Genomic DNA, 22,925 nt, shown 5'->3' with positions numbered 1-22,925 from the left:
AGGCGCAAGCAGAGCCGAGGAAAAAACGGCGGGCGCGTGACAGTGGGTAGTGACGTACGCTACAGTCGCTTCAGTTAATTGTCACTAACTGAAAGGGAGCTGGTGGGTCCGACAGTCACAACCTCCGCCCCGACCACGGGTCCTCGCGCCGTCCACCTCGACAATGTCGCCAAACTCCGCGAGAAGCTCCGGGTGGCTGCCGCCGGGGGCGGCGAGCGCGCCCGGGCGCGCCACGAATCCCGCGGCAAACTCCTCCCGCGCGCCCGCGTCGACGGACTCCTCGACGTCGGATCGCCGTTCCTCGAGGTCGCCCCACTCGCCGCGATCGACATGTACGACGGCAAGGTGCCCTCCGCCGGTGTGGTCGCCGGGATCGGGCGGGTGGCAGGCCGCGAATGCATGATCATCGCCAACGACGCCACCGTTTCCGGCGGCACCTACTACCCGATGACGGTGAAGAAGCACCTGCGTGCCCAGGAGATCGCCGCCGCCAACCGGCTGCCGTGTATCTATCTCGTCGACTCCGGTGGCGCGATGCTGCTGCAGCAGGACGAGGTGTTCCCCGACCGCGAGCACTTCGGCCGGATCTTCTTCAATCAGGCGAACATGAGCGCCGCGGGCATCCCGCAGATCTCGGCCGTTCTCGGATCGTCCACCGCCGGCGGCGCATACGTGCCCGCCATGAGCGACGAGACGGTCATCGTGCGCAACCAGGGCACCATCTTCCTGGCCGGCCCGCCCCTGGTGAAGGCGGCGACCGGCGAGGACGTCACCGCCGAGGATCTCGGTGGTGGCGCCATGCACTCGTCGGTGTCCGGGGTGACCGATCACCTCGTCGACAACGACGAGCAGGCCCTGGCCAAGGTCCGGGAGATCGTCGCGACCCTCGGCCCGCGCGACCCGGCTCAGTGGGAACTGACCGCGGCGCAACCCGCCGCGCGGCCCCAGACCGACATCTACGACGTCGTCCCCACCGACCCGCGCATCCCCTACGACGTGCGCTCGGTCATCGAGATCCTCGTCGACGGTGGCGAGTACACCGAATTCAAGGCGAACTACGGCACCACCCTGGTCACCGTCTTCGCCCATCTGCATGGCCACCCGGTCGGCATCATCGCCAACAATGGGGTGCTGTTCAGCGAATCCGCGCTCAAGGGAGCGCATTTCATCGAACTGTGCGACCAACGCCGCATCCCGCTGATCTTCCTGCAGAACATCACCGGCTTCATGGTCGGACGGGCCTACGAAGAAGGCGGCATCGCCAAGAACGGCGCCAAGATGGTCAACGCCGTTGCCTGCGCACGCGTCCCCAAGCTGACCGTGATGATCGGCGGCTCCTTTGGAGCCGGCAACTATTCGATGTGCGGACGGGCATACTCGCCCCGCTTCCTGTGGAGCTGGCCCAACGCCCGGATCTCGGTGATGGGCGGACCGCAGGCCGCCGACACCCTGGCGACGGTGCGCCGCAACCAGATCGAACGCTCCGGTGGCGAGTGGTCCGCCGACGACGAGGACGCCTTCAAACAACCCATCCGCGAGCAGTTCGAACACCAATCCGACGCCTACTATTCGACGGCGCGACTCTGGGACGACGGCATCATCGATCCCGCCGACACCCGCACCATCCTCGGCCTGGCACTCGAGGCCTGCCGATACGCCCCGTTGACCGATCCGCGCTACGGCGTCTTCCGGATGTGAGGCAGGCAATGTCTGTGACTTCTGAAATTCGTTCGACAACAAGTGAACACACCGAAAACGGTCAACCGGTGATCGCGCGGCCGCGCGTGATCCGCACCGTCCTGGTGGCCAATCGCGGCGAGATCGCCTGCCGCGTCATCACCACCCTGCGTCGGCTCGGGCTGCGCAGCGTCGCCATCTACTCCGACCCGGACGCCCACGCCCGTCATGTGCGGGAGGCCGACACCGCCGTACGCATCGGACCGGCCGCGGCGACCGCCAGCTACCTCGACATCGATACGGTGGTGCGTGCCGCCCAGGCAACCGGAGCCGACGCCGTCCACGCGGGCTACGGATTCCTCTCGGAGAACCAGCAATTCGCGGCAGCGCTGGCCGCCGCCGGGATCACCTTCATCGGCCCGCCGGCATCGGCCATCGCCACGATGGGTGACAAGATCACCGCCCGCGCCGCCGTCACCGAACGTGGCGTGCCGGTGGTACCGGGTCTGTCTCGTCCCGGGCTCACCGACGCCGACCTCATCGCCGCCGCCCCCGAGATCGGCTTCCCGGTGCTCATCAAGCCGAGCGCCGGTGGTGGCGGAAAAGGCATGCACCGGGTGGAATCGGCTGCCGGACTGCCCGATGCGCTGACCCGCGCCCGACGCGAAGCGGCCGCCGCCTTCGGCGACGACGCCCTGTTCATCGAGCATTTCGTCGACACGCCCCGGCACATCGAGGTGCAGGTACTCGCCGACACCCACGGCAACGTCATTCATCTCGGTGAGCGGGAATGCTCGCTGCAACGGCGCCATCAGAAGGTCATCGAGGAGGCGCCGTCGGCGTTGCTCGACGCCGCCACCCGCGATCGCATCGGGCAGGCCGCCTGCGACGCCGCCCGCAGCGTCGGCTACACCGGCGCCGGCACCGTCGAGTTCATAGTGTCGGCGCACCGACCCGACGAGTTCTTCTTCATGGAGATGAACACCCGACTGCAGGTCGAACACCCCGTCACCGAGATGGTCACCGGAATCGACCTGGTGGAGCAGCAGATCCGGGTGGCGCGCGGTGAGACGCTGGCCATCGCGCAGAGCGACGTCACCCTCACCGGGCACGCCATCGAGGCGCGGGTGTACGCCGAGGACCCGGCCAACGGATTCCTGCCCACCGGCGGTGAGATCGTCGCACTCGCCGAACCCGATACGAGCGCGGGGCAAGGTGTGCGACTGGACTCGGCCATGCTGCCCGGACTGGTGGTCGGCAGCGACTACGACCCGATGCTGGCCAAGGTCATCGCCCACGGGGCCGATCGCGCCGAGGCCATCGAACGACTCGACCATGCGCTCAGCGACACCCGGGTCCTCGGAGTGGTCACCAACATCGACTTCTGTCGATATGTCCTGGCGCGCCCCGAGGTGCAAAACGCCCGCCTCGACACCGAGTTGCTGGACCGCCTCGCGGCCGATTACGTTGCCCCGGAGCCGGTTCCCGAAGCGCTCGCACTGGTCGGCCTGGCCCGTGTCGGGCAACGACGTACCGACGACGTGTGGGATGCGGCGGTGGGCTTCCGGATCGGCGACCACGCGCCGGTCATCAGCAGGCTGTCGGCGGGAACGCATTCGCGGACGGTGTCCGCCGCGGTGCACGGAGCCGACGATCGGTGGGTGACTGCGGATCTCACCATCGTCGATGCGGACGAGGAGAAGGCGGCGCCACCGTGGTCGGCGCATGTCGAATACCTTGCCGCGCATGCGACCACCTCCGGACGCACCGCGCGGCTGATCGTCGACGGCATCAGCCAGCAATGGTCGCTCGCCGAGATCGGCGACCAGTGGTGGACCGGCGGTCCGCAGGGAACGTGGATCGTCCAGCTGACGCGCACCACACTCGATGCAGATACGGGTGAGGCGGCCGGCGACATCGCCTCACCGATGCCGGGCACCGTCGTCGCCGTCGCGGCATCCGACGGCGAGGAGGTCACCGCCGGAACCGCGATCGTCGTCGTCGAGGCCATGAAGATGGAACACAGCCTCACCGCGCCCGTCGACGGGATCGTGACGGTCTCGGTCGCGGTGGGCGACAAGGTGTCCGCCGGCCAACTGCTCGCACATGTCGACGCCCATCACGACAGCGCCCATCACGACAGCGCCCATCACGACAGCGCCCATCACGACAGCGCCCATCACGACGACGCCCATCACGACCCCGCGGCGGATCGGTCATGACGATCGCGGCCGCTACTGCATGCTCGCCCGAGTTCATCACACGCACAAAGGAACCCCAGCCATGGAGTTGACCCAGGACTACCTCGACCTGATCCACACGGTGCGTGACTTCGCACAATCCGTGGTGGCACCGGTCGCGGCGAAACATGATGCCGAACACAGCTTCCCGTATGAGGTCGTCGCCCAGATGGGCGCGATGGGACTGTTCGGACTGCCCTTCCCCGAAGGGGAAGGCGGAATGGGCGGCGACTACTTCGCGCTGTCGCTGGCCCTCGAGGAGCTCGGCAAGGTCGATCAGTCGGTGGCCATCACCCTCGAGGCCGGAGTCAGCCTCGGCGCCATGCCGATCCACAAATTCGGCACCGACGAGCAGAAGCAGCGGTGGTTGCCGTCACTGACCGCCGGTGAGAATCTGGCCGGGTTCGGACTCACCGAACCGGGCGCCGGCTCCGATGCCGGTGCCACCGCTACCACCGCCAAGGACGACGGCGACTCCTGGATCATCAACGGCTCCAAGCAGTTCATCACCAACTCCGGCACTCTCATCACCTCGCTGGTCACCGTCACCGCGGTCACCGGGACGAAAGACGATGGACGAAAGGAGATCTCGACGATCATCGTCCCCACCGACACGCCGGGATTCGTCGCCGAACCCGCCTACAACAAGGTCGGCTGGAACGCCTCGGACACCCATCCGCTGACCTTCACCGACGTGCGAGTCCCCAAGGAGAACCTCCTCGGGGTGCGCGGACGCGGGTACGCGAACTTCCTGTCGATCCTGGACGAGGGCCGCATCGCGATCGCCGCGTTGGCCACCGGCGCCGCGCAGGGCTGCGTCGACGAGAGCGTCAAGTACGCCAAGGAACGTCAGTCCTTCGGCCGGCCGATCGGGGAGTACCAGTCGGTGTCGTTCGCCATCGCACGCATGGAGGCCCGCGCGCACGTCGCCCGCACCGCCTACTACGACGCCGCGGCAAAGATGCTGGCGGGCAAGCCCTTCAAGAAGGAGGCGTCGATCGCCAAGATGGTGGCCAGTGAGGCGGCGATGGACAATGCGCGGATGGCCACCCAGATCCACGGCGGCTACGGCTTCATGAACGAGTACCCGGTGGCGCGGCACTACCGTGACTCCAAGATCCTCGAGGTCGGCGAGGGCACCACCGAGGTGCAGCTCATGCTGATCGCCCGGGAACTGGGGTTCGCATGAGCGAGCAGCAGACACCCACCCGAATCGTGCAGCGCGGACTGTGGTTCGAGGAGTTCGAGGAGGGCACCATCTACGAGCACCGGCCCGGGCGGACCGTCACCGAGGCCGACAACGTCCTGTTCACGACGCTGACGATGAACACCCAGGCACTGCACCTCGACGCCGCGTGGTCGGCGCAACAACCGGGTTTCGGTGGACAGCGGCTCATCAACTCGATGTTCACGCTGTCGACCATCGTGGGATTGTCGGTGTCGCAGTTGACCCAGGGCACGTTGGTGGCCAACCTCGGGTTCTCCGAAGTGGCTTTTCCGGCACCGCTGTTCGCCGGTGACACGCTGTACGCGGAGACCGAATGCACGGGTATTCGCGAATCGCGGTCCCGCCCCGGTGAGGGCGTGGTGAACCTGCTGCATGTAGGGCGTAACCAGGACGGGGTGGTGGTGGCGCGGGCCGCTCGTGCGACGCTGGTTCGGCGGCGTCCCCTCCAGTGACGACGGGGCGTCGGAGAAAAGTGTCAACGATGACGACGACGGAGGAGCGCCCGATAACATGACCTCGCAACCGGTGGAAGCGTTCGGAAAGTCCTGGCTGCCAGGGGGACCGGCGATGTTGTTCTGTCCCGCCGACCGGCCCGAACGCTATCAGAAGGCCCTGGAACGGGCCGATGTGGTGATCCTCGATCTCGAGGACGCGGTGTCCCCGGAGAACCGGGTCACCGCCCGCGAGGCCCTGGTCGCCAATCCGCTCGACCCCGATCGGGTGGTGGTCCGCATCAATCCCGCCGGCACCGGCGACTACCGGCGTGACCTCGCGGCGCTCGGCGACACCAATTACCGGGTGGTGATGCAGGCGAAGTCGGAGACGGCCGAGTCGATCACCGAGACGGCATTACAGACGATCGCCCTGATCGAGACACCGGCCGGGGCGGTCCGCGCCCACGAGATCGCCGCCGCCGTCAACTGCATCGGATTGATGTGGGGCGCCGAGGATCTGGTCGCCGGGCTGGGCGGCAAGTCGAGCCGCTTCGGCCCGGAGGAACGCAACCCGGGAACCTACCGCGACGTGGCCCGCTACACCCGATCGGTGGTCCGCCTCGCCGCCGCGGCCGCCGGCAAGTTCGCCGTCGACGCGGTGCACCTCGATTTCCGCGACACCGAGGGCCTGGCCCGCGAGGTCACCGACGCGGTGGCACTCGGATATGTCGCCACCGCATGTATCCACCCGTCGCAGGTCGAGACGATCCGTGCCGGCTATATGCCGACCGACGACGAGGTCGCCTGGGCCCGGCGCGTCATCGACGGATCGGCCGACTTCGGGGGCGGTGTCTTCAGTATCGACGGGCAGATGATCGATGGTCCCGTATTTCGCCAGGCCGAGGCGGTTCTCTCGCGTGCGGCCACCACCACCGAGTCAACAAAGGAAGAGTGAACCGATGTCCGAACTGGCCTACGCCCATGGCGAATCCGAGCCCGCCCTGCTGACGGAGACGATCGGGCAGACCCTGGCGCGGATCACCGCCGACCACGGTGATCGCATCGCCCTCATCGATGCGCCCAGCGGTCGGCAGTGGACCTACGCGGAGTTCCGGAGGGATGTGCTCGCCCTCGCGGCCGGGCTGGTTCGGCTGGGTGTCCAGGTCGGTGACCGGGTCGGACTGTGGTCACCCAACCGCGCGGAATGGGTGTTCACCCAGTACGCGACCGCGGAGATCGGGGCGATCCTGGTCAATCTCAACCCTGCCTATCGGCAACACGAGATCGAGTACGCGCTGACCCAGTCAGGCGCGAGCGTCGTCGTCGCCGCGTCGAGATACAAGGACTCCGACTACGCCGGGATGCTCGCGGCCGCCCGGCCGAACGCACCCGATCTGCGAGAGGTGATCCTGTTCGACTCGCCGGAGTGGACGTCGGTGACGAGCGCTCCGACCGATGCGGAGCTCGACGCGGTGGCCGAGCGGGCCGCGTCGTTGCGTCCCGACGACGCCATCAACATCCAATACACCTCCGGCACAACAGGGTTCCCGAAGGGCGCCACCCTGTCGCATGCGAACATCGGCAACAACGGATACCTGGTGGGTGAACTGCTCAACTACACCGCCGATGACCGGATCTGTATCCCGGTGCCGTTCTATCACTGCTTCGGCATGGTGATGGGCAATCTCGCCGCCACCAGTCATGGTGCGGCCATGGTGATCCCGGCACCCACCTTCGATCCGGAGGCGTCGCTGCGGGCAGTCGCCGAATACGGCTGCACCAGCCTGTATGGCGTCCCCACCATGTTCATCGCCGAGCTGGCACTGCTGGATTCGGGCGCGGAGTTCGATCTGTCGACGTTGCGGACCGGCATCATGGCGGGCTCGCCCTGCCCGGAACACGTGATGCGCCAGGTCGTCGACCGCATGCACATGAGCGAGGTGTCCATCTGCTACGGCATGACCGAGACCTCGCCGGTGTCCACGCAAACCCGCGTCGACGACGAACTGTCGCTGCGGGTCGGCACCGTCGGGCGGGTGGGTCCGCACCTGTCGATCAAGGTGATCGACCCGGTGACCGGAGAGACCCTGCAGCGCGGTGAAACCGGCGAATTCTGCACGCGCGGTTACAGTGTCATGAAGGGATACTGGAATCAGCCGGACAAGTCGGCCGAGGTGCTGGTGCCCGACGCCGACGATCCCGACGGTGGTCCGTGGATGCGCACCGGCGACCTCGCGGTGATGGATCCGAACGGGTACGTGCGCATCACCGGCCGCATCAAGGACATGGTGATCCGCGGCGGCGAGAACATCTATCCGCGTGAGATCGAAGAGTTCCTCTACACCCATCCCGACATCCTCGACGCCCAGGTGATCGGCGTTCCCGACGCGAAGTACGGCGAGGAACTCATGGCGTGGATCCGTTTGCGGGAGGGCGCAACCGAACTCACCGTCGACGACGTCCGGGACTTCGCGACCGGACAGATCGCCCGGCACAAGATCCCGCGCTACGTCCACGTCGTCAAGGAGTTCCCGATGACGGTCACCGGTAAGGTCCGCAAGGTGCAGATGCGCGAAGAATCCGTCGAGATCCTGGGACTGCTGCGATGACCGGAAGCGTCCCGAACGTGGTCGAGGCGGGGGCGACCGCCCAACTCGATGCCTTCGCGGCGAACGTCGCCGACCGGTTCGGCGTCGACGTCGCCGACTACGCGTCGCTGTGGGAGTGGTCGACGACGAGGCCGGCCGAGTTCTGGCGGGCGGTGTGGGAGTTCTATGCATTGGCGGAGATCGGCGGAGCGCTCGACGACGGCGATGCCGCGGTTCTCGCGTCCACGAACATGCCGGGATCGCAATGGTTTCCGGGCATTCGTCTCAACTACGTCGATCAGGTGTTGCGTCATGCGGCGACCATCGGGTCGGCCGACAGCGCGCGCGCCGCGATCGTCGGACTCAACGAGAACGGCGTGCGGTCGGAGGTGACGTGGGCGGAGTTGCCGGATCTCGTCGGGAGGTTGGCCTCGTCGCTGCGCGGGTTGGGAGTCGGCGACGGTGACGTCGTCGCCGCCTACCTGCCCGACGTCCCCGAGGCGGTGGTGGCCTTCCTCGCGACCGCCTCTCTCGGTGCCATCTGGTCGGGCTGCGGACAGGACTACGCACCCGAGGGAGCCGCCGGCCGACTCGGCCAGCTCGAACCCAAGGTCCTGTTCACTGCCTCCGGGTACCGCTACAACGGCAAAGATGTCGACAAGGTCGCCGACAGCGCGGCGCTGGCGTCGTCGCTGCCCGGGCTGGTGGCCCACATCGTGGTGGGAGATGCCGCACGTCACCAGGACTCGGATGCTCGGGTGCTCTCCTACGCGGAGGCGGTCGCCGCCGGCGAGGTGGTGCGGCCGGAGCCGGTGCCCTTCGACCATCCGCTGTGGGTGCTGTTCAGTTCGGGTACCACCGGACGACCGAAGGGGATCGTGCACGGACACGGCGGCGTCGTCCTCGAGCACCTGAAGGCCGCCGGTCTGCATGCCGGGCTCGGCGAATCCGACGTGTTCTTCTGGCAGACCGCACTGAGCTGGATGATGTGGAACTTCCAAGTGGCCGGTCTGCTGTGCGGATCGACCATCGTGTGCCACAGCGGATCTCCGCTCCACCCGGACGCCGACCATCTGTGGCGTATCGTCGCCGACGAGAAGGTGACGTATTTCGGCACGAGCCCCGGACAGTTGCAGGCGTCGCGGAAGGCGGGACTCGTGCCCGGACGTGATCACGACCTGTCGGCGTTGCGTGCCCTGGGAAGTACCGGATCGTCGCTGGCCGGAGACCTGTTCGACTGGGTCGAAGAGAATGTGGCACACGGACTTCCCGTCTCGTCCATCAGTGGGGGCACCGACGTCGTCACCGCGTTCGCCGGCGGATCGGTCGGGGTGGCGGTGGTTCCCGGTGAACTCTCGGTGCGCTACCTCGGTGTGGCACTGGAGAGTTGGGCGCCGGATCGGACGCCGCTGATCGGTGAGGTCGGCGAGATGGTCATCACCGCACCGATGCCGTCGATGCCCGTCGGATTCTGGCGCGATGACGAAGGAAAGCGGTATCGCGCAGCGTATTTCGAGCACGAGTGGACCGACGGTGGGGCCGACTCGTCCCCGGTGTGGCGGCACGGCGACTGGGTGACCGTCACCGATCGCGGATCGCTGATCATCCACGGGCGCAGTGACGCGACGTTGAATCGTCACGGAATCCGGATGGGCTCGGCCGACATCTACGAGGTCATCGAGAGCATCGACGAGATCGCCGAGGCCTTCGTCCTGGGAGTGGACGGACCCGACGGCGCCTACTGGATGCCGCTGTTCGTCACCCTCGTCCCCGGAGCCGAACTCGACGACGACCTGCGCGCGCGCATCGCCGCCGACGTCCGGAGGCGGCTATCGCCGCGCCACGTCCCCGACGAGGTGATCCTGGCACCGGGCATTCCGCACACCCGGACCGGAAAGAAGCTCGAGGTGCCGGTGACCTCGGTGCTGGCCGGTCGTCCCGTCGACATCGATCCGCGGTCCGTCGACGATCATTCGCTGATCGATTGGTATGCACAGCAGGGCGCCGAGCACCGGTGGTGAGCCCGCGGCCGGCGGGCTTCCCTCTCTCCAACTGACAGCGCTCGCCACGACGTTGACAGCGCTCTGAATCTCGTTGACAGCGCTCTGAATCTCGTTGACAGCGCCCTGTACTCCGTTGGCAGCGCTTGCCGCGTTGACGTTCCGACGGTGACTGCTGCTCATTCGCCTGTGCGACAAGCACTGCCGACGTCCGGTGACGGCGAGGGAGCGCTGTCAACGCTGACGAGAGCGCTGTCAGTGAGGAGGGAGCGCTGTCAACGCTGACGAGAGCCCTGATCAGTGAGGAGGGGAGCGCTGTCAGTGGGGTCCAGAGCGCTGTCAGTGAGCAGAAGGGCGCTGTCAACGAGCATGGGGTCATTCACACGACCGAATGGGGGTCGGGATTGCCGGAATGATCCACAACGTCGACGTCGGCCCTGTGGCCCGTGCGCGAGATGTATTAGCGTGGTCAAAAGTGTGCCCCGGGGTGCGGTGAACGCATGGCGTTCGGGGGTGCAGCGAAACCAAGACGTCTTTGTGGCAGGAGAAGTAGATGACCTACCCATCCGGAGGTGCTGGTTACGGGCAACAACCCGAGCCGGGACAGTCCTATGGACAGCAAGGCGGGGGATACTCCCAGCCCGGTGACGCATCCGCGTCTCAGGGCTACGGGCAGTACGGCCAGGGCTACGGCGATCCGTCCACATACGGTCAGCAGAGCTATCCCCAGGGATACGGTCAGCAGGGCTACGGCGAGCAGTCGGGCTATGGCCAGCAAGGGTACGGCCAGCAGGGATATGGCCAGCAGGGATACGGCCAACAAGGGTATGGCCAGCAGGGCTACGGTCAGCCCGCCGCTCCCAAACAGCCCTTCGCCGGCCTGCCGCCGATCGTCGCCCCCGTGCTCGCCGCCACGATCGGCGTCCTCGGTGTCGTCGTGTTGTTCTGCGGTTTCGCCGCCGGGTTGACCGGAAGCGAGACGGATCCGTTCACCGGCCAGGAAGTCCAGGGGTCCATCGAACTGTTCGCGAGTTATCTGAACGCGGCCTATGTCCTCGTCGTCCTCACCGGATTTCTCGCCTTCACCGGGCTGCTCAAGTCCTACCGTGTTGCTCCGGCCGTCGCCGCGGCGTCGGTCGCTGGGGTGTTTATCACGATCCTCACCTACGTCGGCTCCGATCTGCAGGCGAACACGGAGCACGGCGCGGGCGCCATCATCCTGCTCGTGCTGTCGATCCTGATCTTCCTGCTGTCGATCTTCTGGCTGCTGCTCGACCTCAAGGTCATCAAGACCGCACCCGTGCCCGACGCGGCCGCCGCCGGAGCCACCCCAGGCACCGCCACCGACCAGGCGTCCACCGACCCGACCGCACCCGCCGCGTCGGCATACGGCCAGCCGGCCGGTTATGGAGCGGTGTCGCAGCCGCAGGCCACCAGCGTGATCCCGGCTGGTTCCGAGCAGGCGACGACGGTGTACCCGTCCGCAGCAGCGTCGGCTCCGGCCGCGTCGACCCCGGCAGCGGCCGCGCCGGCCACGGCCTCGCAACCGGGGACGGCCGCAACCCCCGCGCCGTCCGCCTACGACCCGTCGGCGTATGCCGGATACGGCCGCGGCCAGCACGCGGCCGCATCGCCATCGACGCCCGGAGCCCAGGTCCCCGGTGCCTCCGTTCCCGACGCCTCGATTCCCGGCGCGTCGTTCCCCGGAACCCCGGGAGCGTCGGCGAGTCCGCAGGCCGCCGGCGAGGCCCCGCCCGGTTCGGATAACGCGACCTCGATCTTCCAGAAGCCGGAGCCGCCGAAGGCCCCGTGAGCGACGCTCAACGCATCGACATCGGCCCCCTGATCCCGCTGGGATCGGGGGCCGACTCGTTTCTCCACGGGTGTCGTCGGTCGCTTTCTGCCGACGACGCGGCGCGTCTACGGGACCTCACTGGTCACACATGTCACTCTCGATTCGATGCCCACGCTCAAATCCGTCCCGGTTGCCGACAACCTCGCATCCCGTCTCCGTGATGTGCGGCGGGCCCGTCGCGCGCAGACGGAGGCGACCGAACACCGGCCACGCGAACTGGTTCTGATCGCCTTCGCCGTACCGGTGATCACCACCGTGGCATGCCTCGTCATCGTGTTGGCCGTGCTGCTGATGGCGGGAAGTGGACTGTCCGGCGTGGGTGCGGCAGTTGCCACCTGTTGGCTTGCGATCAACCAGACCCCGATCACCGTGAGCGGCGTGACCGTCGGGGTGCTCCCGCTCCTGCCCACCTTCCTCGTCGCTGGGGGCACCGTGAAGGTGGTGGCGTCCAGCGGTCGCAGTCGCCGTCGCCTGCCGGAGCTCGTTTCCGCGGGAGCAGCCGCGGTCGGCGGGTCACTGCTGGTCACGGCCATTGCGCTGGCCGTGGTGATGGACGGGTCGTCGTCGCTGCCGATCCAGAGTCCGAGCCCGCTCAAGGCATTCGCGCTGACCGTGCTGATCCAAGGGCTGGCCGCCGGACTCGGTGTGATCCTGGGACACCGCGATCTGCGCGACCGGGCGAGCGCCGCCGATCGGCGGGGAATCCGCTACGGCGTGGTCGCCGTACTCGCGCTCTTCGCGGCCGGTGGACTGTTCGTCGTCCTCCGCCTGGTGCTGCGATTCCGTGTTCTGTGCGACCTGATCGAGACCGGCGTCGACTTCGACGGCCATCTCGGTCTGACGATGCTGTCGATCCTGTACCTGCCCAACATCATGATCGGGGCCGCCGCGGTGCTGGTGGGCTCGCAGGTACACGTGGGCCCGGTGTCCGCGGACCTCTTCGCGGTACGGGGTGGTTCGGTACCCCCGCTTCCTGTCCTGGCCGTGCTCCCGACGGAATCGGTGTGGTGGGCCGCATTCGGGTTGGTCGTGCCGGCCGCCATCGCGATGTTCGTGGCGTGGAAATGCCGGTCGGCGGATCTGGCCGGGTATGCGCGGTCGGTAGGGATGGCCGCCGCCTTCGCCGCCACGGCAATGGTGTTCTTCGGGTGGCTGGCCGGCGGATCGCTCGGCGAGATCGGGACGACCGGGATCACGGTGGTCACCGCCGGCGTGTTCACCCTGGGATGGTTCGCCGCGGCGGGAGTCATCGTTGCGTTGATTCACAACATCGTGCCCATGCTGCGCCGTGGTTCCGTCCCTGTCGCCGACGACGATGACTGGCTCGACGAGATGGATTTCGACGACGACTACCTCGTCGAGGACTCCGACGAGGATTACCTGCCCGAGGACTACGACGAGGCGGCCGCGGACGACGAACTCCGGGACGACGAGGCCTGGGGCGATGAGGACTGGGACGACGAGGATCCGGACGATGAGGACCCGGACGACGAAGCCGTCCTGGATGCGGAATCGCTCGACGGTGATGACGAGCCAGATGATGTCGCCGCTGATCGGGTCCCGCGCGACACGGCCCCGAGGGCCGACGACCGCGTCGACGCCGCCCGGCACCGCGCGGGTCCGCGTTCCGATCCCGCCGACGAGTGGGATGAGGACGGCGATGGGGAGTGGGACGCCACCACACGTGATCTCGGCCGTTCCACCGGCGACCGGCAGGCCCCGACCCAATCTTGATCGAACGATCATCATGCCGCCCCGGCGCATCCGGGACCGCGCCCGCCCACTAGGCTTTGCGTCGTGACACCTGCTCCATCCGACGGCACCTTCGCCCCACGCGCGGCGATCGTCGTGATGGCTTCGGGAACCGGGTCGTTGCTGGAGGCGATCCTGGCGCGGGCCGCCGGTCCGGCGGCGCCGTTCACGGTGGCCGCGGTCGTCGTCGACCGCGATTGCCGCGCAGGCGACCTCGCCGCGCAGGCCGGCATCAACGTCCTCACCTGCAAGGTCGGTGACCACCCTGATCGCGCGGCGTGGGACGTCGCGTTGCGCGATGCGGTGGCCACGGTCGGACCCGACTGGGTTGTCACGGCAGGTTTCATGAAGATCCTCGGGCCGAGTTTTCTCGAACGGTTCGCCGGCCGGATCGTGAACTCGCATCCGGCATTGCTGCCCGCGTTTCCCGGGGCGCACGGTGTGGCCGACGCACTCGCCTACGGGGTCAAGGTCACCGGTACCACGGTGCACCTCGTCGACGCCGGCGTCGACACCGGCCCGATCCTGGCGCAGGTCGCGGTGACCGTCGACACCGGGGACACCGAAGAATCCCTGCACGAACGCATCAAATCGGTGGAGCGCGTGCTGCTCACCGACGTGGTGACAGAACTTGTCACCCGAGGAGTTGTCATCGACGGACGAAAGGCCCACATTCCGTGAACGCACCGAGCACCGACGCGACTCGTCGCCCCATCCGCCGCGCACTGGTCAGTGTCTACGACAAGAGCGGACTCGCCGACCTCGCGGCCGCGCTGAACGCTGCGGGCGTGGAGATCGTGTCGACCGGTTCGACCGCCAAGACGATCGCCGCCGAGGGCATTCCGGTGATCGAGGTCGCAGACGTCACCGGCTTCCCGGAATGCCTCGACGGTCGCGTGAAGACCCTGCACCCCAAGGTCCACGCCGGCATCCTGGCCGACAGTCGAAAGCCCTCGCACGTCGAGCAACTTGCCGAATTGGGGGTTGCCGCCTTCGATCTCGTCGTCGTGAACCTCTATCCGTTCACCGACACCGTCAATTCCGGTGCCACGCCGGACGAGTGCATCGAGCAGATCGACATCGGTGGGCCGTCGATGGTTCGTGGTGCGGCCAAGAACCATCCGAGCGTCGCGGTGATCGTCGACCCCAACGACTACGACGCGGTGGCCGCCGCTGCCGGGGCGGGCGGATTCACCCTCGCCGAGCGTCGGGGATTCGCCGCCAAGGCATTCCGGCACACCGCCGAGTACGACGTGGCGGTGGCGTCCTGGATGTCGGAGGTGGTCTCGCCCGCAGCGGACGGCTCGGAGTTCGGTGAGTGGGCCGGTGCGACCTACCGTCGTTCGGCGGTGCTCCGCTACGGCGAGAACCCGCATCAGGCCGCCGCGCTATATCTGTCGACCTCCGACTACGACGGTCTGGCGTCGGCAGAACAGTTGCACGGCAAGGAGATGAGCTACAACAACTACACCGACTCCGATGCGGCGTGGCGTAGTGCGCATGACTTCGATGTCCCGGCGGTCGCGATCATCAAGCACGCCAACCCCTGTGGCATCGCCGTCGGTGCCGACATCGGCGAGGCGCACCGCAAGGCGCACGCCTGCGACCCGGTCAGCGCCTACGGCGGTGTGATCGCGGCGAATCGTGAGATCACCGTGGAGATGGCCGAACAGGTCGCCGAGATCTTCACCGAGGTCATCATCGCCCCCGGTTTCGCAGACGGTGCACTCTCGGTTCTGCAGCGTAAGAAGAACATCCGCATCCTGCGTGCGGTTCCCCCGGTCCGCGGCGGTATCGAGACCCGTCCCATCACCGGCGGTCTGCTGATGCAGGACCGCGACATCCTCGACGCCGACGGTGACGATCCCGGCAACTGGACCCTCGCGGCCGGTGCCCCCGCCGACGACGACACCCTCGCCGATCTCGAATTCGCTTGGCGGGCATGCCGTTCGGTCAAGTCCAATGCGATTCTGCTGGCCAAGGATGGCGCGTCGGTCGGTGTCGGCATGGGTCAGGTCAACCGCGTCGACTCGGCACACCTCGCGGTCACTCGTGCGGGTGAGCGTTCGGTGGGCAGCGTCGGTGCGTCCGACGCGTTCTTCCCCTTCCCGGACGGCCTGCAGGTCCTCATCGCCGGAGGAGTGAGCGCCGTGGTCCAGCCGGGTGGGTCGATCCGCGACAACGAGGTGATCGAAGCGGCGAACGAGGCCGGGATCACGCTGTACCTCACGGGTGCACGACATTTCGCACACTGAGCGACTTGTGGCGCCCACTCGACGAGGGATAGCGCCCACTCGACGGGGGATAGCGCCCACTCGACGGGGGATAGCGCCCACTCGACGGGAAATGGCGCCCACTCGACGGGGCTGCGGGTGAGCGTTCTCGAATTCGGTCTGCTGATTCTGGCGGGCTTCGGGGCGGGTCTCATCGGGTATGTCACCGGCCTGGCGTCGGTGGTCAGCTATCCCGCGCTGCTGGCCGTCGGCCTGAGCCCGATCGCCGCGAATGTCACCAACACCGTGGCGTTGGTGACCGTCGGCGTCGGCAGTATGGGGCAGTCCGGTCGGATTCTGCTCGACGGTGACCGTCGGCGCCTGTACACCGGCGTGGTCGCGTCGTTGATCGGCGGAACCGTCGGTGCGCTCATCCTGCTGCTCGCCCCGGCCGACAGTTTCAAGATCATCGTTCCCTACCTGGTGGCGTTGGCCGCGGTGGCGTTGCTGATCCAGCCGCAACTGCGGCGCATCGCCGCCAAGCATGTCGACCGCCCGTGGATCTGGTTCCTCGGGCTCGGTCTGATCTCGGTGTACGGGGGCTATTTCGGTGCCGGCGCAGGGATTCTGCTGCTGGCCCTGGCGCTGGTGGTGACCAATGAACCGCTCTGGCGGGCGACGCTGCTGAAGTCACTGTTTCTCGGCGTTGCCAATCTCGTCGCCGCCATCGGGTTCGCGTTCTTCGGGCCGGTGCATTGGCTGGCGGCCTTCGCGATGGCCATCGGATGTCTGATCGGTGGGTGGTGTGGACCACCCGTCGTCAAACGCCTGCCCGCGGGGCCGTTGCGGATCGCGGTGGGGATCGGCGGACTCGGCCTGGCGGTGTGGCTCGCCGTCAATCCTTGACGGTTCGGTGTTCGAGTTTTTCCCACGCTGACGCCAACCCTTCGCCGATGCTTCGCCACCGGATAGACAGGTGGGGTGACCCGATCCAGCCGACCCGCCTCGACGTGCCGCCAGTCGTCATCCGTGCGACACTTCGCACTACCAGCGGTCGGTCGATGCGGATCTCGATACGCGTTTCGACGGCGGCAGGGAAGGTGCGCGATGACTCGGTACGACACCGGCCACCGCATGAACTGGTCGGACGGTTCCCATCACGGATCACCACCGCGGGCTCTCGGAATCCCCAAAATCACTCACCTGCATCCGAGAAGGAACCCGCATGACCATCTCCATACCCGGCAAGCCCACCACTGACCTCACCGGCACCGACCTCACCGGCACCGACCTCACCGGCTCTGACCTCACCGGTTCTGGGGCCACCGACGCCGTCACCGATCCCGTCGTCACCTCCGGTGTCGAACTCGACATCGACGAGTTCGGTCCCAGCTTCGGTGCCGAGATCCGCGGCACCAGCGTGGCGCTGGCCACCGACGACGAGGTCCGCGCCATCCGGGCGGCACTCATCGACTACAAGGTGATCGTGTTGCGCGATCAGCACCTCGACGACGCCCAGCACATCGAGTTCGGTCGCCGACTCGGCGATCTCACGATCGGACATCCGGTGTGGGACAGCGGGGATGTGCCCGACGAGGTGTACGCCCTCGACAGCGCCGACAACGGTTTCGCCGACGTCTGGCACACCGACGTCACGTTCATGCCGCGTCCGCCGATGGGATCGATCCTGCGCCCGGTGGTGTTGCCCCGCAACGGCGGTGATACCAACTGGGCCGATGCCGAACTCGCGTACCGGTCGTTGTCGGAGCCGGTCAGAGCGCTCGTCGAGCAGCTCCGGGCGGTACACGACGGTAGCCGCGAATTCGGATACTACCTCAAGCAACGGCGTAGCGGGCGTGGAAATGTGTGGGACGGAAAGGAAGTCACCGAGCTTCCGCCGGTGAGTCATCCGGTGGTGCGCGTGCACCCGGAGACCGGACGTAAGTCGCTGTTCGTCAACCCGGGCTTCACCTCCCACATCGAGGATGTGTCCGACGCCGAGAGCCGCGGCATCCTCGATCTGCTATATGCCCACCTCACCAAACCAGAACACATTGTGCGCCATCGCTGGCGTGCCGGTGACCTGGTGCTGTGGGACAACCGCAACACCCTGCACTACGCCAACCGCGATTACGGCGACAACCGCCGCGTCATGCATCGCATCACGTTGCGTGGCGATGAGCCGCGCGGGGTCGCACGCTGATCCGGTCCACCCGAGCGAGGCGCCAACTCGAGTGACTGAAAGCGTCCCCGTGGGACGGTCTCGCCGGATTATTGCGGTGAGACCGGCTCAGGGGGACGTTTTCGGTCGTGACAGACGGTGCTTCCCCGGCTTGGTGATGGCGAGGATGTCCTCGAGTGTCTCGTCCCAGCCGTATAGCACGTCGTCGTAGGTCAGGCGCATGCTGATGAGGTTCTGCGCGACCGATTTTCGATCACGTCGCCGGTCCTTTCGGTAGCTCTCGAGGCTGGTGTGGTGCAGTTTGCTGTCGCACTCGAGGAGTAAGCGTCCGAGCTTGAGGTCGACGTGGCCGACATCGTCGATCGCCGGCTGCACCTCCACATGAAAGCCTCTCAGATACAGGCGATCCCGAACGAGGCTCTCGGTGCCGGATTGGGAACGATGGTCGCACCGCAGCAGGAGTCGGTCGATATGGGCGCTGACATAGGGCAACTGGGAGCGTAACTCGGCGACCTTGATGCCCTGGGAGTTCATTACCGAGTCGGCGCAGGCGATCCAGTCCTCGTCCGTCATGCATCTCGCGGCGCAGGCCAGTGCGACCGGGACGGAGTCCAGAATCGTGTCGACTGGCAGCGGTCGTCCGGGCAGTACGCAGAAGTCACGGCGACGGCACTGAGCGTGTTTGGTGGCCCGAACGTGCAGGGAGTCATAGCCGGGCGGCACCCATACCCCGTGCTTCTTCAGCGCCGAGACGCAGCTCAGGCTTCCGCCGCGTCGGCATGCGGACAGTGCGGTGGTGTCGGCATCGGGCTTTGCGTACCAACCGCGCCGCACCTGTGTCAGTTCGCCTCTGCGCACCATCCGGCGCAGGTCGTTGTCGGTGAGGTCGGATGCGAGTAGTTCGGCGCGGGACAAGATTCCGAGGTTCATGCGGGATTGGACGCGCGGCGGGCCGCGACGGTTCCGTCGGAACCGTGGGAAAAGGTGGCGCAACGCGCAATGCCCACAAACGTCCCGGTGACGCGGTCTCGTCGCAATATTCCGGTGAGCCGGTGCCACGGGGACGTTTGTGGTCATCGGCGCCGATGCCCTTCGGTCTCGGGTGTCCGGCTCCGACCAGACTCGTCGAATTCAACCAAAAGGTTGACAAACAGGCCGTACCGGCGCAAAGTCGTATTCAACCAAACGGTTGAGGAGGACACGGTGGCCGACGACGAGCTCTCGAAAGTGTTCGCCGCACTGGCGGATCCGACGCGTCGCGACATGGTCGCGCGGCTGGCGGTCTCCGATGCGACGGTCAGCGAACTCGCCGAACCCTACGACGTCAGCATCCAGGCGGTCTCAAAACACCTCAAGGTGCTCGAGGACGCCGGGGTGGTCTCCCGAACCCGTGAGGCACAGAAACGTCCGGTCCACCTGGAGGCGCAGGTCTTCGATCTGATGGCCGCGTGGATCGACCGGTACCAGCATGCCGCCGAGGAGCGTTACCGCCGCCTCGACGCACTTCTGGACGACATGAACGACGACGCATCACCCCACCACCAGAAAGGCTGCGCATCATGAGCACGTCCACTCGCTACCCCGAAGCCGTCATCGAAGCCGACGCCGAGGTACCCATCATCCACATCACCCGCGATTTCCGCGGTACCCCAGCGCAATTGATGCGCGCCCACACCGATCCCGAACTGTTCGTGCGCTGGGTCGGGCCGTCGTCGATCTCCAGTCGCATCATCGACTGGGATGTCCGCGACGGCGGCAGCTGGCGTTACATTTCCGAACGCGACGGTGAGCAGTACGGCTTCCGTGGCTGCTTCCACACCGTCTCCGACGACACGATCGTTCAGACCTTCACCTTCGAGGGCATGCCCGATCAGGTTGCGCTGGAGACACTCTGGTTCGAAGACCTCGGCGACGGGATGACCCGCCTGCACGCCCAGTCGCTGTGCGACTCGTTCGCCGCCCGCGACGGCTGGCTGGCGTCGGGGATGGAGGTCGGGGTCAACGAGGGATACGCCGCCCTCCAGTCGCTGATCGAATCGGGACAGATGTGAACGCGCCACCGGCGGTGACCGATCTGCCTGCGGCGCAACGCCACCGGTTCATCGCCGACGGATTCACCAATGTGGTTGTCGCCGTTTTGGACTGGGATGCGCCGACGCCCGTGGCGGAATGGACCGCGCGCGATGTCGTCGCCCACCTCGTCGAATGGTTCCCCGGATTCCTTGCCGGCGGCGGTATCACGCTGCCGCCGACGCCGCACCCCGCCGACCGCCCGGTCGCCGCCTGGCGAGCGCACGCCGCCGCCGTGCAGGACCTGCTCGACGGGCCGTCGGCGCGCCAGACCTTCAGCCACCCGATGGTGGGGCGGTTCCCACTCGCCGATGCCATCGACACCTTCTACACCGCCGACGTCTTCATGCACACCTGGGACCTGGCCACAGCGGTCGGCATCACACCCGACCTGGACGCCCGCTTCGCCGAACACCTCCTCGACGGGATGGTCGGGATGGAGGACATCCTGCGATCATCCGGACAGTACGGACCGGCGGTGCCGGTGGACCCCGACGCCGACCCGGTCACCCGTCTCGTCGGGTTCATCGGCCGCGATCCGCAGTGGCGTCGGGGCACCTGACACGCTCAAATGTCGAGCGGCGCCTGAGTCCAACGATTGGTGAAACGCAGACCGCTGCGAATGAACAGCTGACTCACCGGGCACCGACGCTCCACCTCGGAGACGAAGCGGTCGAACTGTTCCGGAGACGCATCGGAGCTCACGGTCGCCTCGACGGTGACCGCCTCGAAGTTCGCGTTGCTGTCGGCGCCGGTGACCAGCACCGCGGTGTCCAGATCGCCCTGAATGCGAAAGTTGAATGAGCCCAGCCTGATTCCGAGGTCCTTGGCCACCAGCGCGGCGGTCACCTGATTACACGAGGTGAGGGCGCCGAGGGCGTAGAACAGCGGGCTCGGCGCCTCGTCGCGACCACCGAAGGCGGGGTAGGCGTCGGTGTCGAACTCGTGGCCGGCGTCGCCGTCGACGACGAGATGCTGGGCGACCCCGGTGCCCGTGGCAGTCACCACGAACGGGACGACGGACGTACGGATGGTTGATGTCATATGGGCTCCTCGGGGCCGATGGGGTAGCAACTGGGTGGCGGTTACGTCACGAGTTTCCCGGGGAGGCGGCTGCGCGCCCAGGGTTGTGCGCGTGCTGGGCGCAAGCCGTCCGGTCCGCCCGCGTCTCCGCGGCCCGCCGCACCCCGAGGGGAGGGCCGCTCGCGAACCGCCTGCCCGCCTCGGCAACGGGAGTACCGTGGAAAAGGTGCCAGAGGAGAACACCATCGCCACCACCTCTCAGAGAACCGAAACCCGCCACCCCTCGCCCCGGACGCTGGGCGAACTCCGCGCGAGCGGTCACATTCAGCGCAGCGTGCGCGACGAGATCCGCAACAACCTCCTGATCGCGCTGCGGGCGGGAAACGATCCGTGGCCGGGCATCGTCGGCTTCGAGGCCACCGTCGTGCCGCAGCTCGAACGTGCGTTGCTGGCCGGTCACGACGTGGTGATGCTCGGCGAACGCGGTCAGGGCAAGACGCGCCTGCTGCGCACGCTCGTCGGGTTGCTCGACGAGTGGACGCCGGTGATCGCCGGCTCCGAACTCGGTGAGCATCCGTACGAGCCGATCACCCCGGCGTCGATCCGCAAGGCCGCCAATCTGCTCGATGACCTGCCGATCGAATGGCGACACCGCAGCGAGCGCTACAGCGAGAAACTCGCCACCCCGGACACGTCGGTGGCCGACCTCGTCGGCGACATCGACCCGATGAAGGTGGCCGAGGGCCGCAGCCTCGGTGACCCGGAGACCATCCACTTCGGGCTGATCCCGCGCGCCCATCGCGGCATCGTCGCCATCAACGAACTGCCCGACCTCGCCGAACGTATCCAGGTCTCCATGCTCAACGTGATGGAGGAACGCGACATCCAGGTCCGCGGTTACACGCTGCGCCTGCCCCTCGACGTCCTGGTGATGGCGAGTGCGAACCCGGAGGACTACACCAACCGCGGGCGCATCATCACCCCGCTCAAGGACCGCTTCGGCGCGGAGATCCGCACGCACTATCCGCTTGAACTCGACGATGAGATCGCCGTCATCGAGCAGGAGGCCGACCTCACCGCGACGGTGCCGACCTTCCTGATCGAGATCCTGGCGCGGTTCACCCGCTACGCCCGCGATCATCCGTCGATCGACCAGCGATCCGGTGTGTCCGCGCGCTTCTCGATCGCGGCCGCCGAGACCGTCGCCGCCGCCGCGTTGCATCGCGCCGCGGTCGCCGGCGAAGAGACACCCGTTGCCCGCGTCGTTGACCTGGAGTCGGTGATCGAGGTACTGCGCGGCAAGATCGAATTCGAATCCGGTGAGGAAGGCCGCGAACTGGAGATCCTCGAACACCTGATGCGCAAGTCGGTCGCCGACACGGTGCGGGCGCACCTGGGCGGAATCGACATGGCGCCGTTGGTGTCCGCGCTGGAATCGGGTGACCTCGTCGTCACCGGCGACCGGATCACCGCCGCGGACTTCCTCGACTCATTGCCGTCGCCGGAGACCACCGGCAAGGTCATCGACGACATCGCCGAACGGCTTGAGGCGACCTCCGACGGTGAACGTGCCAGCGCCGTCGAACTCGCGTTGGAGGGCTTGTTCCTCGCCCGACGCATCGGCAAGGAAGCCGATGAGTCGGGGCAGACCATCTACGGCTGA

The 22,925-nt window shown here is 67.0% G+C and carries 19 protein-coding genes; 17 read left to right on the top strand and 2 right to left on the bottom strand.

The window, feature by feature from the left end; all coding sequences use genetic code 11:
* Nucleotides 1–102 precede the first annotated feature (102 nt).
* The 13 genes from ACWETB_RS02245 (at nt 103) to ACWETB_RS02185 (ending at nt 18,190) form a co-directional block, all read left to right on the top strand.
* On the top strand, nt 103–1,698 hold the full coding sequence (locus tag ACWETB_RS02245) for a carboxyl transferase domain-containing protein (protein ID WP_449744241.1): 1,596 nt from the start codon (nt 103–105) through the stop codon (nt 1,696–1,698).
* An 8-nt stretch (nt 1,699–1,706) separates the two neighbouring features.
* A complete protein-coding gene (locus ACWETB_RS02240) occupies nt 1,707–3,899 on the top strand; it encodes an acetyl/propionyl/methylcrotonyl-CoA carboxylase subunit alpha (protein ID WP_452208973.1) in 2,193 nt (730 codons plus the stop codon).
* Between the two features lie 61 nt (nt 3,900–3,960).
* Nucleotides 3,961–5,106, top strand: coding sequence for an acyl-CoA dehydrogenase family protein (locus ACWETB_RS02235; protein ID WP_449744242.1), 1,146 nt, complete (start codon nt 3,961–3,963; stop codon nt 5,104–5,106).
* Entirely contained in the window at nt 5,103–5,597 is a 495-nt protein-coding gene (locus ACWETB_RS02230; RefSeq protein ID WP_348803036.1) for a MaoC family dehydratase, read from the top strand. The genes ACWETB_RS02235 and ACWETB_RS02230 overlap by 4 nt, the downstream gene beginning before the upstream one ends.
* A 58-nt stretch (nt 5,598–5,655) precedes the next feature.
* Nucleotides 5,656–6,534 (top strand): HpcH/HpaI aldolase/citrate lyase family protein, encoded by an 879-nt coding sequence (locus tag ACWETB_RS02225; RefSeq protein ID WP_452208971.1) that lies wholly within the window; start codon nt 5,656–5,658, stop codon nt 6,532–6,534.
* Between the two features lie 4 nt (nt 6,535–6,538).
* On the top strand, nt 6,539–8,188 hold the full coding sequence (locus ACWETB_RS02220; protein WP_452208969.1) for an AMP-binding protein: 1,650 nt from the start codon (nt 6,539–6,541) through the stop codon (nt 8,186–8,188).
* The gene (locus ACWETB_RS02215) at nt 8,185–10,188 is read left to right on the top strand and encodes an acetoacetate--CoA ligase (RefSeq protein WP_452208967.1); all 2,004 of its coding nucleotides are present in this window, start codon (nt 8,185–8,187) and stop codon (nt 10,186–10,188) included. Before ACWETB_RS02220 ends, ACWETB_RS02215 begins: the two co-directional genes overlap by 4 nt.
* 532 nt (nt 10,189–10,720) lie before the next feature.
* The gene (locus ACWETB_RS02210; RefSeq protein WP_452208965.1) at nt 10,721–11,980 is read left to right on the top strand and encodes a DUF5336 domain-containing protein; all 1,260 of its coding nucleotides are present in this window, start codon (nt 10,721–10,723) and stop codon (nt 11,978–11,980) included.
* A 147-nt stretch (nt 11,981–12,127) separates the two neighbouring features.
* Complete coding sequence (locus ACWETB_RS02205; protein ID WP_449744247.1) at nt 12,128–13,756, top strand: cell division protein PerM; 1,629 nt, start codon at nt 12,128–12,130, stop codon at nt 13,754–13,756.
* Between the two features lie 117 nt (nt 13,757–13,873).
* Nucleotides 13,874–14,455, top strand: coding sequence for a phosphoribosylglycinamide formyltransferase (gene purN / locus ACWETB_RS02200; RefSeq protein ID WP_348803213.1), 582 nt, complete (start codon nt 13,874–13,876; stop codon nt 14,453–14,455).
* On the top strand, nt 14,452–16,029 hold the full coding sequence (gene purH, locus ACWETB_RS02195; RefSeq protein WP_452208963.1) for a bifunctional phosphoribosylaminoimidazolecarboxamide formyltransferase/IMP cyclohydrolase: 1,578 nt from the start codon (nt 14,452–14,454) through the stop codon (nt 16,027–16,029). The genes purN and purH overlap by 4 nt, the downstream gene beginning before the upstream one ends.
* A 117-nt stretch (nt 16,030–16,146) precedes the next feature.
* Entirely contained in the window at nt 16,147–16,893 is a 747-nt protein-coding gene (locus tag ACWETB_RS02190) for a sulfite exporter TauE/SafE family protein (protein ID WP_449744249.1), read from the top strand.
* 319 nt (nt 16,894–17,212) lie between these two features.
* Nucleotides 17,213–18,190 (top strand): TauD/TfdA dioxygenase family protein, encoded by a 978-nt coding sequence (locus ACWETB_RS02185; RefSeq protein WP_449744250.1) that lies wholly within the window; start codon nt 17,213–17,215, stop codon nt 18,188–18,190.
* A gap of 87 nt (nt 18,191–18,277) precedes the next feature.
* Here the strand turns inward: ACWETB_RS02185 and ACWETB_RS02180 are convergent, their stop codons facing one another.
* Nucleotides 18,278–19,099 (bottom strand): type IV toxin-antitoxin system AbiEi family antitoxin domain-containing protein, encoded by an 822-nt coding sequence (locus tag ACWETB_RS02180; RefSeq protein ID WP_452208960.1) that lies wholly within the window; start codon nt 19,097–19,099, stop codon nt 18,278–18,280.
* A 273-nt stretch (nt 19,100–19,372) separates the two neighbouring features.
* Here ACWETB_RS02180 and ACWETB_RS02175 point away from each other — a divergent pair, with 273 nt between their 5' ends.
* Genes ACWETB_RS02175 through ACWETB_RS02165 form a run of 3 tightly spaced genes read left to right on the top strand, consistent with a single transcriptional unit; the run spans nt 19,373 to nt 20,801 of the window.
* Entirely contained in the window at nt 19,373–19,732 is a 360-nt protein-coding gene (locus ACWETB_RS02175) for an ArsR/SmtB family transcription factor (RefSeq protein WP_452208958.1), read from the top strand.
* Nucleotides 19,726–20,220 carry an SRPBCC domain-containing protein gene (locus tag ACWETB_RS02170; RefSeq protein ID WP_348803212.1) on the top strand — a complete coding sequence of 165 codons (495 nt, stop codon included), beginning with the start codon at nt 19,726–19,728 and terminating at the stop codon, nt 20,218–20,220. Before ACWETB_RS02175 ends, ACWETB_RS02170 begins: the two co-directional genes overlap by 7 nt.
* Nucleotides 20,217–20,801, top strand: coding sequence for a maleylpyruvate isomerase family mycothiol-dependent enzyme (locus ACWETB_RS02165; protein ID WP_452208956.1), 585 nt, complete (start codon nt 20,217–20,219; stop codon nt 20,799–20,801). Before ACWETB_RS02170 ends, ACWETB_RS02165 begins: the two co-directional genes overlap by 4 nt.
* 5 nt (nt 20,802–20,806) lie before the next feature.
* Here ACWETB_RS02165 and ACWETB_RS02160 read toward each other — a convergent pair whose 3' ends face one another.
* The gene (locus ACWETB_RS02160; protein WP_452208954.1) at nt 20,807–21,283 is read right to left on the bottom strand and encodes an OsmC family protein; all 477 of its coding nucleotides are present in this window, start codon (nt 21,281–21,283) and stop codon (nt 20,807–20,809) included.
* A gap of 196 nt (nt 21,284–21,479) precedes the next feature.
* Between ACWETB_RS02160 and ACWETB_RS02155 the strand changes: the two genes are divergently transcribed.
* A complete protein-coding gene (locus ACWETB_RS02155; protein ID WP_449744253.1) occupies nt 21,480–22,925 on the top strand; it encodes a sigma 54-interacting transcriptional regulator in 1,446 nt (481 codons plus the stop codon).

The sequence above is a fragment of the Gordonia sp. NPDC003950 genome, assembly GCF_053605205.1.
This window is presented reverse-complemented; position numbering and strand designations above follow the sequence as displayed.